Source organism: Ralstonia sp. 22111, from assembly GCF_052045895.1.
GTDB lineage: Bacteria > Pseudomonadota > Gammaproteobacteria > Burkholderiales > Burkholderiaceae > Ralstonia > Ralstonia wenshanensis.
In genome coordinates this window covers 71,102-84,920 of sequence record NZ_JBQEPR010000009.1, presented here as the reverse complement: position 1 = coordinate 84,920, position 13,819 = coordinate 71,102, and the positions used below count along the sequence as shown (strand labels likewise).

The following is a 13,819-nucleotide window of genomic DNA, read 5'->3' as shown; positions in this document are numbered from 1 at the left end:
CAACCTGCAAGCCTAGAAGCATGAAAAGCCCCAAACACGAACACGTTGACTATTCGGAAATCGTTCGCATCCGACGCTGTCTCCACGCACATCCCGAGCTCAAATTCGAGGAGGAAAAGACGTCCACCTTCGTTGCCAAGATGCTCCGCGATTGCGGTATTGAAGTCGTAGAGCACGTCGGCGGGTACGGCGTGGTGGGCACGCTCAAGAAGGGAAGCTCTGATAAATGCATTGCGCTACGCGCAGACATGGATGCCCTGCCGTTGCAGGAAATGAACACGTTCCCTCATGCGTCACAGTTAGCGGGGAAAATGCATGCCTGCGGACACGACGGGCATACGGCGATGCTGTTGGGCGCTGCGATGCAACTCAGCAAAGGCATCGACTTTGACGGCACGGTGCAGTTTGTATTCCAACCTGCCGAGGAGGGCGGCGCAGGCGCCCGACGGATGATCGAAGACGGGCTGTTCGAGCGCTTCAAGATCGACGCTATCTTCGGCATCCACAACTGGCCGGGCATGCCGGCCGGCTCATTTGGCGTGCGAGCCGGCCCTCTCATGGCTTCTAGCAGCACCTTTAACGCGAAAATCATCGGCAAGGGTTCGCACGGCGCTCAACCGCACCACAGCCTGGACCCGGTTGTCGTGGCAGTGCAAATCGCCCAGGCATGGCAGACCATCGTCTCGCGAAATGTCGATCCAAACCGCGCCGCCGTCCTGTCCGTCACGCAGATCCATGCTGGTACCACGGACAACATTATTCCGGAGGTCGCCACACTTTCTGGAACGGTTCGCACCTTCGACGCCGCCACACTGGATCTGATCGAACATCGGATGTCGGCGATTGTGGAGAACATCGCCGCCGCCTTTGGTGTCAATGCAAGCTTTGCTCTTGAACGAATCTACCCGGCCTTGTTCAATCACGAAAAAGAGACCGGCGACGCAGCTGAGGCAATGCTATCCGTTGTCGGACACAGCAGGCTCGATACGAACGTCGACCGCGCGCTGGCCTCCGAAGACTTCGCATTCTTCCTTGAAAAGAGGCCCGGCTGCTACGCATTCTTGGGCAATGGCGTACTACCTGGCAGCCAGAGCGAAACCGGCCTCACATCTCATCAACTCCACAGTCCCCACTACGATTTCAATGATTCGATCATCGGGACTGGCATCGCCTATTGGATATCCCTGGTCGAGCAGCTCCTACCAGTGAAAGTGGCTGCTTGAGGGGAGATCGTCCGCGGGGAAGGCACCAAGTCACCAATACCACTTCAAGGTAGACACTGTAGCTCCAGGTAGGGGACGAATATATCGCCACGTTCTCGGCGAGCGGGCCGGCCGTATCTGCGATGCGCCCGGCAGTCGAGTTCAGTTGCGTCGGCGTATAGACAAAGCGGAAGTTGCGCAGTCCAGATGTGGAGATTCAGGTAGGCGATAAAGAGCCCGGCCAACCAGGCACCATGCGGTTGGCCAGGCTTTGTGTTTCTTGCTTGTTCGTCGAAGAGCCCCCTTGGTACAGACTTTTCATTTCGCCAAGGTGGAAGCGGCTCAATCAGATCAACACCTTACGGGCGATTTTGGTACAGCCTTTTTTGTCTGCCATTAGCACCCCCTGGAAGCCGTGGCGCGCGCTTTGCCGCCGCGGATCGCGATGGCCGGTCATCTTCGACCGGCTTTTTCTTCCCTGCTAGGGCTATCAAAGATGAGATGCAGGAGGCGTCCGGTAGCCGGGCAGGCTTAAGCAGGCTTTTCCCTAAACAGGAACGTTGTGCCGGCCTCTCGTCCGCGCCGGTATGACTGCTCAGAGGGCGATCATCTGCAGTCCGATGCTGGGTGACATCCGTCGAGTTCGCACGTCGGGCAATGAAAACGCCTCAACGGACGAATCAACGGCACCGGACATATCCCCGTCCAGGCAGTGCCCATTCCAATGGGGAGCGTTCCCTGTGCGGGTTATCCCGAGTTTCGATGGACGCATGCCTACCCTAGCATGAAGTTCATTTTGAGAACAATTGTTCGCAATTAGAACTTCTCGCTTGTCAGTGAAGCGAAGGGATGGTGCTGGTAGAGGCGGTATGCCTTGGTCCATTCCTATGAAGTATTGACCGTCCGTTCAAGCCATAGCGCTCCTTGGAGCCTGTTGAAAGTCGGCACGGATTGTTGCGGCTTCTCTCTTGGAAACACCATGAGTCAATCTAACGTCGACGCACAGAGCATCATCAATGGCAGCCGGTTCGGCCCGTTCCAGTGGCTTATCTTTGGGATGTGTTTCTTTATCGTCCTGTTGGATGGCTTTGACACAGCAGCCATAGGCTTCATTGCGCCATCGCTTGTGTCGGAGTGGGGCATTTCGCGCCCAGCTCTGGCCCCCGTTTTGAGTGCCGCGCTCTTTGGCTTGGCAGTGGGTGCTCTCGTCGCCGGCCCACTGTCAGACCGGATCGGGCGCCGCCTTATGTTGATCGTCTCCGTGCTGGTCTTCGGTGTCGCTTGCCTCGCATCTGCGTATGCGAGCAGCATCACGAACCTGACAGCGTTGCGCTTCGTAACCGGTATCGGGCTTGGTGCCGCAATGCCGAACGCAGTGACCCTGATGAGCGAATTCTGTCCTGACAAACGCCGCGCGGTCATTGTGAACCTGATGTTTTGCGGCTTCCCTCTAGGTGCCGCGTTCGGAGGGTTCTTGGCCGCCTGGATGATTCCGCATTTCGGCTGGCGTAGCGTTCTCATGCTGGGCGGTGTTGCGCCGCTAGTGTTGCTCCTGCTGCTGGTGTCGCATTTGCCGGAGTCAGTTCGCTACATGATTGCGAAGAGCCAATCCGTAGAGAAGATTCGCCGTACGTTGGCGAAGATCAATGTGGCCGCGCACGACGCGTCATCGTTCTTCATGACCGAGCAGACCCAGGCACCCTCGGGCCAAGGCGGTATTGCGTTGGTTCTGTCCCGATCCTATGTTGTCGGATCGATCATGCTTTGGTTGGCGTACTTTATGGGGCTGGTGATCTTTTATGCCTCTATCAATTGGATGCCCATTCTCTTGAAGGAGGCTGGGCTCACGCCCAAGGCTGCAACGTTGATTTCTGCGCTCTTCCCGCTGGGCGGCATTGGGGCTGTTCTGTGCGGCGCCCTAATGGACAGATTCAACGCCAATCGGGTGATTGCAACTTGCTACGCGCTGACTGCCCTGACCGTGTATGGCATTGGCCAGGTCGTTGGCAACGTCGGACTGCTCGTTGTTGTTGTTTTTGCTGCCGGCGTTCTGATGAACACAGCACAGTCGTCTATGCCCGCGCTGGCCGCCGCTTTTTACCCGACGCAAGGTCGGGCTACAGGCGTTGCTTGGATGCTTGGAATTGGGCGGTTTGGTGGCATAGCCGGTTCCTATCTTGTGGCAGAGCTCACCCGTCAACAAGTCGGGTTCAGCGGCATCTTCTCAATCATTGCCATTGCGGGCTTGATCGCGTGTGTCGCTCTCTTCATCAAACAGCGCGCGCTTCCGCAGAAGTCGGAGCCAACAGGGATTCGCTCAACCGAGATAGTCGGTCACTAAGCGCCCGCCTTGGGCGTTCTCTTCCTGAAGGAGCGCATTACTGGCGTTTCACTGGCCGTGATCGGTGCCCGATTGCACTGAAATGAAAGTGCAGTCGGGACGCTCCCGCTTCGTTCCTTCTCTCTGATCGTCCGGTTTGCTTCGGTCGATCCTTCTTTACCGGGCGCGCTGGCTGTAGACACGCGGTACTGCGTCGGGCTGCAGCCGAACGTCGCCTTGAACCAGCGGGTGAAGGCACTGGGTTCCGAGAAGCCCAGCAAGCCCGAGATCTCCGCGCATTGGCGCTCGCCTCGGTCCAGGTGCCGCACGGCCAGCTCGCTGCGCACGGCGTCGAGGATGGACGAAAACGTCGTGCCCTCCTGCGCGAGATGACGATGGATGGTGCGCCGATTGACCCCCAGATGATGTGCGATATGGTCGATCGTGCTGCGTCCGGACGGCAGCAGCATCAGCATCATCTGCCGCACTTCATTCGACATCCGCTTGCCGCCTTTGGGGTCAAGATCCTCCAAGTACCGGCGAACATACCGCGCCATGACGGGATCGGCCGATGGAAGCGGCAAATCGAGGTCGCGGGCATTACAGACGATGCCGCTGAACGCGTGGCCGAATTCCACTTTCGTGCCAAAGACCCGGGTATGCACGGAGCGGTCTTTCGGCGCGCCATGCGCAATGAAGATGGCCTTGGGGTGCCACTCATCACCAAGGAAGAAGCGCAGCAGCCGGAACAGCACCCCTACAACCAGCTCGGTCGCCTGCTTGAGCGATCCACCGTCGCTGGCCAGCACCTCGTCACGGATGACCGCAATGCCGTCTTCTTCTTCGACGTGAAGAAAGATCGCCTCGTTGTGCAGATGGCCGTAGCGCGCCATCGCCTGCAATGCCTGGCGCAGCGTCGGCTCGTCACGCACGAGGAGGATCAATGGACCGAGGTTCGACGCGCGCCGTGTCTCCGCCATCCGCAGGCCAAATGTTTCGATGCCGCTGCGCTGGGCAGAAAGCTCAAGCAGCCTGCCCACCTTGTCGGCCGGAATCTTGAGGTCGACATCAGACAGGCTGTCCGCCGGAAGCCCCACCTCCGCCAGCATGCGGAAGGGGTCCAGCCCGCCCGCGCGGGCGGCTTCGGCGTATCCGGTCAGGCTGGCGCTGCGGACAAGGTAAGGCATCAGGGTCTTCCCAGGGTGTCCCGAGATGTTAACAAAATGTCCCGGAAGGTCAATCGTAAAACGCGGGCGGTACCTAGAATCCAGACATCCCCAATGTGCTGCAGACCCGAGCGTGACAGCTCTGGCAAGGAACTTCGCAATGACGACAAACGCCCCGATTGACCCATCCGCAACCCCGGTCTGCGACAGCATGCGCGCCACCGGCAACTGGAATCCCAACTGGGAGCCCTTTGCAGAACTTGACCCGGCATGGACTGAAAAATTCATGGCCATGGGAGTCATGCCGCATAGCGTGCTTGATCCGAAAACGCTGGAATTCCTTGCCATTGCAGTCGATGCGTCGTGCACGCACATGTACGCGCCCGGCGTGCGTCGCCACATCCGCAAGGCGCTTGAACTGGGTGCCGCCAAAGAAGAGATCACGGCGGTGCTGCAGGCCGTGTCGGTGCTCGGCATTCACAGCATGAGCCTGGGCGCGCCCATCCTGCTGGAAGAACTTGCCGCCCGCGAGAACAAGACCGCCACCGTGGAATAAGCCTCGGGGCGAACTGATACCGAAAGGAGACACACATGCAATTCTTTGACGATTCGATGCTGCCTGAGAACCAGGAGCCGCTGGTGATTCAGGTGGCGCCGTTCGGGCCGCAATTCCTTCCCAGCGACTCCGACGACATCGCCGTCTCGATGGACGCGCAAATCCAGAAAGCGGTGGATTGCTACAACGCCGGCGCGACCGTGCTGCACGTGCACGTGCGCGAGGAAGACGGCAAGGGCAGCAAGCGTCTGTCGAAGTTCAACGAAATGCTGACGCGCCTGCGCGAAGCCGTGCCGAACATGGTGCTGCAGGTGGGGGGCTCGATCTCATTCGCGCCGGAAGACGAGGGCGCTGCGGCCAAATGGCTCAGCGATGACACGCGCCACATGCTGGCCGAGCTGTCGCCGAGGCCCGACCAAGTCACGATCGCCATCAACACCAACCAGATGAATGTGACCGAGCTGCTGACGCACGACGATTGCGCCGGCACCTCGATGGCCGAGCCCGCCTATTTCCAGGCCTACAAGGAGATGTGGATTCCGTCGGGCCCGACCTTTGTCGAGGAGCACCTCAAGCGACTGCAGGCGAGCGGCATCCAGCCGCACTTCATGCTGGCCGATGTGGGGCAGCTCGAGACCGTCGAGCGCCTGATCCGGCGCGGTCACTACACCGGCCCCGTCGTGCTGAACTGGGTCGCCATCGGCGGCGGCGCGGACGGCCCCAACCCGCGCAACATGATGGAGTTCATTAACCGCTGTCCGCAAGGTGCGGTGCTCACGATCGAAAGCCTGATGCGCCACGTGCTGCCGCTCAATACCATGGCCATCGCCATGGGCCTGCATGTACGCGTTGGCATCGAGGACAACCTGTGGGGCAAGAAGGGCGAACGCATGACGTCGGTGCAGCAGGTCGAACAGATGGTGCGCATCGCACGCGAACTGCATCGCGATGTGGCGAGCGGCACGGACGCCCGCCGCATCTACAAGATCGGCGAGCACTACAACGGCATCGACGAGACGCTTGCGGCCGTGGGTTATGAGCCCAATCGCAAGCCGGGGCAGCGCGGCTTCCAACTGGCGGCCTGAGAGCGCAGCAAGCGGCGGGCGCACCATGGTGGCGCGCCCGCTTTGGTGTGTTGACGCTGGTGGACGTTGCCGCAACGGGATGCCTGCCAGTGACGGTTTGTTCGGGACATGACGCATGAAGCTGGATAAGAAGGTTGCCGTGGTGACAGGGGCGGCTGGCGGTTTGGGGAAAGCGATCGCATTGGCCTACGCCGATGCGGGTGCCAAGCTCGTCGTTTGCGACATCAACACGACTGCGCTGGAAGTGACCCGTGCCGAGATCGAATCCCGCAACGCTGAATGCCTGGCCTTGCACTGCAATGTGGGCTCGAGCACGGCCGTCGCGAACATGTTTGAACAGATCGACGCGCACTTCGGAACAGTGCACGTCCTCGTCAACAATGCGGCCGTGATTCCATCCCAGTCGGTTGACGAGCAGCGCCGCTTGCAGCACTACGCCTACCTCACAACGCCGCAACCGCGCCACGCGCTGGGCTTTACCAGCAGCATGACCGACGATGATTGGCATCGCTTCTGGGATGTGAACGTACATGGCGTTTTCTACTGCACGCGTGAGGCGCTCAAGCGGATGGAGCCGCAGCGCGACGGCAAGGTCATCAATATCGCGTCGATTGCGGGGCTGTCGGCTTTCAGCGCGCACAGCCCGCACTATTCAGCGACCAAGGGCGCCGTCGTGGCGTTCACCCGATCGGTGGCAGCCGAGGTGGCCGGCGCCAATATCTTCGTCAACGCTATCGCCCCGGGTGGTGTGCATACCGACCATTTCGAAGCCTTTCTTCAGGGTATCGGCGAAGAGAAGCGCAACCAGCTCTTCCAACTCGTCCCGCTGGGCCGACTGGGCACGCCCGAGGAATACGCCTCGCTTGCCGTCTATCTGGCTGCGGACGGGCATTACATCGCGGGTCAGATCATCAGCCCGAATGGCGGGATGTTCTAGCCGGAGTCGATCGGCCGGTGCAGGCGTGTTCAGAGGATGAGTCCGGAGCTTGGCTGGCACAACAGCAAAACCCAAGAGCAAGACGCAGCTCAAGCGGCGCAATCTCAGGAGACAAGCATGTTTCAGAAACGCCCCATGATCGCTTTGATTGCATTGCTGGTCATCCATACGCTGGCGCATATCGATCGCAACATGCTGCTGGGTTTTTCGTCGCAGGTGATTGCCGATCTTGGCCTGAGCAATGCGCAATACGGTTTCCTGGTGGGTGCCGTCTGGGTATTGAGCTTTGGGGTGATGGCCGTCTTCCTCGGTACGCTGGCGGATCGCTTCAGCCGCACACGCGTGATTGCGGGTGGGTTGCTGGTCTGGAGCGCTTGCACGGCGGCATCCGGTTTTGCGCAGAACTTCGAGCAAATGGCGGCGGCCCGCTTCCTGGTCTCCAGCGGCGAGGCTGCGCTGGTACCCGCGGCAGTGGCGATGCTGGGCGAGTTGTTCCCAGAGAAGCAGCGCGGCACCGCGATCGGGCTGTTCTTCATGGGCATCCCGGCCGGCATCGGTTTCAGCTTCCTGCTGGCGGGCACCTTTGGGGCCACGCATGGTTGGCGCTCCACATTTCAGGTGCTTGGGGTTGTCGGCGTGGTGATCGCTGTATCGCTCGCCTGCATGAAAGAGGCGCCCAAGAGTGCCGGCCCGCAACAGCGGGGCGCACCTTTCTTTACGCAAATACGCGGCGCGTTGCGCGTGCTGGCTGGCAATCCGGCCTTGCTGGCGGTGACGATTGGCTTTGTGCTGGTGCACATGGTGTTTGCCGGCTTGTCATTTGCGCAGTTGTGGCTCGTGCGTGAGCGTGGATTCGATGCCGCCGCCATCGCGCGGACCATCGGCACGCTGCAACTGATTGTCGGCACCATTGGATCGGTCGCGGGCGGTGTCATGGGTGATCGCCTCGCCAAGCGCATGCGGGGCGGACATGTGGGTTTCATGGTGTTGCTTGTCGCCATCTGCGGCCCGCTGATGATTGCGTATCGCTTCGCGCCCCCCGGCTCGGCGTTGTTCTACATGGGTATGTGCGCTGGCTTTTTCCTGCCGTTGGCACTGTATGGCCCGACCAACACGGTCATCCTGAGCCAGGTGCCTGTGCACATGCGTGGGACGATCTCCGGTTTGAGCATGCTGCTGATCAATGTGTTTGCCATCACGCTCGGCAACCTTGCGGTCGGCCTGATCAGCGATTGGCTCGCCCGATCGGGAGCCCCAGCGCCCCTGACCTTCGTGCTATTGGGCACCGACGTGCTTGCCATCCTGTCGGGCGTTTGCTTCCTGGTGGCTGCGCGCGTTGGACTTCGCACATATGCGGCGCCCGGCCAGGTTCATTCCCTGGTATCCCACCCCCACGCCTGACGCGGCTTTTTGCGCCATCTGGAAGACAGATTCGAGGCGAGGAATCTCCCGACTTGCTGAAGCGGATGATTGATGGTGCGCGGTGCATGGTCGAAGATCACGTGGCCTGTGCAGATGAAATCGCGCGGCCCACCAAGCTTCGCTTTAGATGCCGCGGGTTCGGACGGTGCACGTCGGCCTCACCTTGGTGCAAGCAGACTTGAACGCGTTCCAACCTGGTTCAATGTGTTCTGCCGCCCCATGCCACTCAAACTGCCCTGCATCTCGTCCAGTGCGCCTGCCGCCCATCCCTCGTCGTCCCAAGCGACTGGCGGCGAGACGAATACGCCATCCACATCTGCCAGACAGGCGTCTCGCCGGCGCGGCGAACTTGACGGGTTGAAGAAGGCACCGCCAGCGCCGCCAGCGCTGCCGGGCGCACCGCAGGCCAACGTCGGCATAGCGAAACGGATAGGCAAGGCAATGCGTGCGCAAGTCAAAAGCACATTCAGTGGCGTGACGAAGGACGGCGCGAGCCGGCTCGACTGGAACACGCCGTTTAGCGCCCACTCGCGGGCCGGCAGGCCCACTACGTTGCGTGATTTCGCGCACGTCAAGCAAGCTGCGGCGCGGATCGCCGCCGCGCGTGAGGACGCACCCCAGCCCGGCAGCCCTTCGGGTTCGGCACGTAGAACGGAGCAGGCGCTCAATCAGGCAATGACGGGACTGCGCACCCAGATTTCAGCGATCACCAATGCCAGCGCCAGTCTCCACGGTGGCCAGATGCAGGGGGCGCAAGCGCTGCAGCACGTTGATGATGTCATTGCCTACTGGGAGACGGCGCAAGGGCAGGCGCTTGCCGCGAAAGTCAGCAGCGAACCGGCGGCATTCGTGGCTGGGGTGCAGGAGATGGCTGCGGCGCATTCGCCCGCCGTCGCCATGGCGGTATCGCTGGCGCTCGTGTCGGCCAAGGAACGTCTCGACCCGGAGAACGCCACAAAGCTCAATGGCGACGTCTTCTCTTATCTGAAGCATGCGGACCTGGGCGCCGAAATCGGACAGGCGAAAACGCATTCCGAGACATCGCGCGACTCCCATATCCTTGCCCTGCGTGGCGCGATGGAGCAGACGCGCGATGCCTTGATGGCAAGCCGGTGCACCACGGGCGCCGGTTCGGGCGGCGAGTCTTCCGCGCCGTCACACGCGATCGACGTGAAGGCGCTGCAGACCTTCATCCAGACGGTGCGCGATTTCCCCATCGCCATGCGCGGGGCGGCACGACAGGCGCCGCAGGCCCTTGCCGATTGGCCGGGTGTGCGCGACAGCCACGCGCAGTTCGATGCGCGCAACGCCGAGGCGGCTGCCGCATGCTTGGCGACGCTCGAAGCGGTGGCTGATGAAATCGGCTCGCAACCGCCTGCGCACGCGCAAAAGGGTGCGGTTGAAGTTTCCGCCCACACCGCCGAGAAAATACGCGAGGCGCAGGAGGCGATGATCTCGGTGGTTTCGACGCCGGCACACCTGCACGCACACGACCAGCAGCTCAAGCATGCCGAAACGGGGCGAGCCGTTGCGTGGGGCGCCCTGCAGCATGCCGCGACCACCGGTAATTTCGAGGCAATGCTCGCCGCCACCGGCAACCGCAATCTTGACGCAACCGCTCAAGGAAACCTGCGCGTCCATCTGCAGGCGGGCGCTGTGATTGCCGCAGCGCTGAAGGCCAAGCCGACCCCGGAGGCACTGATTGCAGCGCGGCTTGCCCCGCACGAGGCCGTGTCGAGCGCGACGAATTTCGCCCAGCGCGTCAGCGACGCAAGCGCCAAGCTGATCCACGGTGTAGGACCGTCGACGTTGAGCGCCGCCGACAAGAGTGATCTGGTCGCATGGCGCAACGGCTTCACCGATGACGCACCGGGTTCCGACCTGAGCCAGTTCAAGGCGCGTATGTTCAAGTCGCTTGCCTGGGTTGACCGGATGGACGACGACCGGCGCGCGACATTGCCAAGCCACCACAAATCGCCGCTCTCTGCGGCGCGCTCTGGTATGGCGCAGGGCGATCGCGCCGTCCTGGCGAACGAGCAGAAAGCGTTGATGGCCGAGCTGGCGAAGCCGGCGGTCAATGAAGTGGTGCAGGCGGTGGCTGTCGAGATGGAACGCCTTTGCGGTAGCACCCCGCCCGCTGAGGTTGCCTCCGGAGAGGGGGCGCCCACTCGTCCGGAAACGTTGAGCGACACCCATTGCCAGTGGATCGCGCTGCGGGTCGCGCTTGAAGACTGGATGCCCGAACACCAGGCCGCCCGCCAAGGGCATCAGCTCGTGCTGGGCCGCGAATTTTCGCCAGCAGCGTTGCCGGAAGCGGTCGAGCAGCGTATTCGCAAGTTCACGGAGGATGCTGCTCACAAGGTGACATCGGGCTCGCCCGAGGCCCTTGAACAGGCGATTGCAAACGTCCGGCAGCATCTTGGCAATGTGCGCCTTGGCTTTGAAGATGTGCATGCGCTTGCAAATTTCCTCAATGTCGAGCAGCCCGAGCCCTTCCAAAAGGCAATGGAGGCGGCCCGAAAAATTGCCACGGCGCCGCCGCTGGCCCCCGCAGACAGATCACAGCACAGCGTGCGTGCCATGCTGGTGGATTACCTCAAGACGATTCCGGGTGGCAACACGGTGCGGTTCAGCCGCGGCACCACCGGCGGGTTCAGTACCAAGGGCATTACCAAGGCGCTCGTCAACGCCAAGAAGCGGCTGCTGGGCGTGCCGGTGGCCGGCAATGCCCGTGTCGATCTGCGTTATGAGAAAGGGCGTGAAGCGGCGGTCTCCATGTCGTACCCCGTACACGCCGCCGAGTTGTTTATCGGCACGGAAAAGCGCCACCGTGGCCGCATCGGCGCGGGCTGCTTCTTTGGTGCCAAGCTGTTCAAATGCTGCCGCACGGGTGCCAACGTCGACGTGAACCCGTACGAGCACGAGCGCACGGATGCCACCGGCATCATGGTCCGCATCCCGCGTCGGACGGCGGCCAAAGATGCGGAAGTCCGCGCGCTGTTCTCGCGCGTCACCGACTTCATGTTCTCGGCCGCGGATGCCCGGCGCCGCTCGCCTGAGGGCATGCCCGACGCAGACGCGCTTTTCCACGCCTTTGCCAGCGAGTTCTACGCCGAGCACGATCTCTCGCTCAGCTGGATCAACCAGAAGACGCGCGCGCATCGCAGCGAGATGTCGGTCGGGATCGGTGTGTCCGTCACCAAGCTGCTCAACCCCGGCCAGCACCGTAAAAGCCAGCAAGAGACTGGCGCTCTTGGCACGAGCCTGGGCTACTCGTTCGAGAAGCAATGGCTGTCGACATTCAAGCAGCTCGACGCCACCGGCACCTACCGGATTGCCAACCTGCGCGAGCAGAAGCTGAGTCGGCACAAGGTCAACCTCGGGCTCACCACATCGGCAGTGACTGGCACGACGGGTAATACGTCGGCCGATCTCTTCGGTGGGGGCGCGGTGGTCAAGGAGCGCGGCACGAACGTGAAGCTGCGCCTGGCGATCGATCGGGACAACGTGCTGCCGACAAAGTCGGTGGCCGATTTCGAGTTCGACAGCTTCCACGATTACGCCCGGTATGTTGAAGCCACCAAGCAGGAGTGGGTGAAATTCTTTGCCTATCCGCACCGGAACGATCCGGATGGCGGCCTGGCGAAGGGCCTCAAGGCGGTCAACGACAACCTCGATACGGCGCGGCTGCTCGACAGCCCTTACAACGCCTTCTTTGTGCGGCGCGCCCTCACCGCGGATGCTGCGAAAACGCTCAACGATCTGCAGCAGCTTTCGCTGGTGACGCCGCAAAGCGAGACCAAGCTGCACGAGCAGCTCGCTGCCTCCTACACGAAGACCATCAACGCCCCCAATTCCTGGATGCCGATCGGCTTGCGTGCTTACGAAAAATACAGCGAGGCCGACGGGTTCAACGTCAATGCGGGGCTGCGCCTGACGCAGAACACCGGGCTCAAGGTTGAGCGGCAGATCGTGTTCGATACGATCGATGCCAAGCTGCTGAAAGAGTACGAAGCGCAGTTGAAAGAAGGTCAGAACACGCCGCCACATTCAGCGGCAACACAAGACCCGCCCCGCGTGCCGCCATCGACTCGCCCGCTGCAGCGCCAGGGTTCTTCGGACATACCGCTGTATCAGAGCGTGCAAGGTGCGCGTTCCGAAATCGAACGAGCGGACGAAGAGGTTGACCGCGAATCGGCTTCCGTCCCGCCGCGCGGGCAGCGGTCTTCGTCGCTTGCCGACATGTTGGCCATGTCTCCGCCGCGTTCGCGACCCGACGACACACGCGCGCATCTGGAGCGGTTGAAACAGCAAATGGATGCGAAGGCCGGCATTGCTTCCGCTCCCAAGAAGTCCGGCAGTCTGTCCAGCAAGCTGTTTGGGCAGCGCAAGCCCAAGCCGCAATCGGTCGGGTCGCGTGTGCAGGAGCGGCCGGTCAGCACGGGCTCCGGCTCAAGCCGTCAAAAGGCGGTGGTGTTGCCGGAAGCGACTGCGGCGACGACTTCGACCGCCAAACCACGGACATCCGAGACATCGTCCACCTGACTGGAATAACACATCGAATACTGCTGGGCGCCCTCCGTATTGAACCGGCCTTGGTATGCGCTCTTCTTGTCCGGTCAACGGTCATTCAACATTACGATCGCGTTGTTAAATCGCTTGGTGAATTAAATGATGAATGCTTCATGAAGGTGATGCTCCCATTGTTCAATTAATCTCATCGACGTTTGTTCGCAGGCAATGCTCCGATAAACTAGCCGGTAGCCATGATTCACGTGCCTCCGTGAAGAGCGGTCAAGAAGCCCCGGGCGGTTACAAGCTGCCTGGGGCTTTCTTTCTTTGGATGGCGCAGCTCCAACGCTCCGGCCTTCAGCACCACGTCGATCACGCGAAGAACGTTCGCCCTCTTTCTGCATATTGCCGCAGCAATCGCGGTGAACCGAGTTTTGAAAAAAATACCAATCAATACTTTCGTATCGCATTGGTTCCTTCAAAAAAACTTCAATTAACCTCACCCGTCATTCATGCGCACCAAGCGATGGTAGTCTCGCCATGGTGGTTGGCATACGTTCTGATCATGTTTATATGGAACATCAACTTTATTTAAAAGTTTTGATGTTTGTTCTGCTCG

General features: G+C 61.1%; 9 protein-coding genes. 8 read left to right on the top strand and 1 reads right to left on the bottom strand.

Annotated features, from left to right (window positions below; genetic code table 11):
- Nucleotides 1-20: 20 nt before the first annotated feature.
- Nucleotides 21-1,223 (top strand): M20 aminoacylase family protein, encoded by a 1,203-nt coding sequence (locus ACTJK4_RS20465; RefSeq protein ID WP_440818805.1) that lies wholly within the window; start codon nt 21-23, stop codon nt 1,221-1,223.
- A 958-nt stretch (nt 1,224-2,181) separates the two neighbouring features.
- Nucleotides 2,182-3,543: an MFS transporter gene (locus tag ACTJK4_RS20460; protein WP_440818804.1), complete on the top strand. Its 1,362-nt coding sequence runs from the start codon at nt 2,182-2,184 to the stop codon at nt 3,541-3,543.
- Here the strand turns inward: ACTJK4_RS20460 and ACTJK4_RS20455 are convergent.
- Nucleotides 3,540-4,709 (bottom strand): AraC family transcriptional regulator, encoded by a 1,170-nt coding sequence (locus ACTJK4_RS20455; RefSeq protein ID WP_440077638.1) that lies wholly within the window; start codon nt 4,707-4,709, stop codon nt 3,540-3,542. The two genes, ACTJK4_RS20460 and ACTJK4_RS20455, sit on opposite strands and share 4 nt — an antisense overlap.
- A 139-nt stretch (nt 4,710-4,848) precedes the next feature.
- On the opposite strand from ACTJK4_RS20455, the gene ACTJK4_RS20450 reads away from it, so the two are divergent.
- The 6 genes from ACTJK4_RS20450 (at nt 4,849) to ACTJK4_RS20425 (ending at nt 13,795) form a co-directional block, all read left to right on the top strand.
- Nucleotides 4,849-5,244: a carboxymuconolactone decarboxylase family protein gene (locus tag ACTJK4_RS20450; RefSeq protein ID WP_440077637.1), complete on the top strand. Its 396-nt coding sequence runs from the start codon at nt 4,849-4,851 to the stop codon at nt 5,242-5,244.
- 35 nt (nt 5,245-5,279) lie between these two features.
- Nucleotides 5,280-6,329, top strand: coding sequence for a 3-keto-5-aminohexanoate cleavage protein (locus ACTJK4_RS20445; protein ID WP_012429999.1), 1,050 nt, complete (start codon nt 5,280-5,282; stop codon nt 6,327-6,329).
- A 115-nt stretch (nt 6,330-6,444) separates the two neighbouring features.
- Nucleotides 6,445-7,266 carry an SDR family NAD(P)-dependent oxidoreductase gene (locus tag ACTJK4_RS20440; RefSeq protein ID WP_440077636.1) on the top strand — a complete coding sequence of 274 codons (822 nt, stop codon included), beginning with the start codon at nt 6,445-6,447 and terminating at the stop codon, nt 7,264-7,266.
- Between the two features lie 36 nt (nt 7,267-7,302).
- Nucleotides 7,303-8,667 (top strand): MFS transporter, encoded by a 1,365-nt coding sequence (locus tag ACTJK4_RS20435; protein ID WP_440818803.1) that lies wholly within the window; start codon nt 7,303-7,305, stop codon nt 8,665-8,667.
- 462 nt (nt 8,668-9,129) lie between these two features.
- Entirely contained in the window at nt 9,130-13,233 is a 4,104-nt protein-coding gene (locus tag ACTJK4_RS20430; protein WP_440818802.1) for a hypothetical protein, read from the top strand.
- Nucleotides 13,234-13,471: 238 nt separating this feature from the next.
- Nucleotides 13,472-13,795: a hypothetical protein gene (locus ACTJK4_RS20425; protein WP_322018140.1), complete on the top strand. Its 324-nt coding sequence runs from the start codon at nt 13,472-13,474 to the stop codon at nt 13,793-13,795.
- Nucleotides 13,796-13,819: the final 24 nt, after the last annotated feature.

Excerpts from the sequence above, each read along its gene's own strand:
- ACTJK4_RS20465 (WP_440818805.1), top strand. The coding sequence starts at position 21 with ATGAAAAGCCCCAAACACGAACACGTTGACTATTCGGAAATCGTTCGC.
- ACTJK4_RS20445 (WP_012429999.1), top strand. The coding sequence starts at position 5,280 with ATGCAATTCTTTGACGATTCGATGCTGCCTGAGAACCAGGAGCCGCTG.
- ACTJK4_RS20430 (WP_440818802.1), top strand. The coding sequence starts at position 9,130 with ATGCGTGCGCAAGTCAAAAGCACATTCAGTGGCGTGACGAAGGACGGC.
- ACTJK4_RS20455 (WP_440077638.1), bottom strand. The coding sequence starts at position 4,709 with ATGCCTTACCTTGTCCGCAGCGCCAGCCTGACCGGATACGCCGAAGCC.
- ACTJK4_RS20460 (WP_440818804.1), top strand. The coding sequence starts at position 2,182 with ATGAGTCAATCTAACGTCGACGCACAGAGCATCATCAATGGCAGCCGG.
- ACTJK4_RS20450 (WP_440077637.1), top strand. The coding sequence starts at position 4,849 with ATGACGACAAACGCCCCGATTGACCCATCCGCAACCCCGGTCTGCGAC.
- ACTJK4_RS20440 (WP_440077636.1), top strand. The coding sequence starts at position 6,445 with ATGAAGCTGGATAAGAAGGTTGCCGTGGTGACAGGGGCGGCTGGCGGT.
- ACTJK4_RS20435 (WP_440818803.1), top strand. The coding sequence starts at position 7,303 with ATGAGTCCGGAGCTTGGCTGGCACAACAGCAAAACCCAAGAGCAAGAC.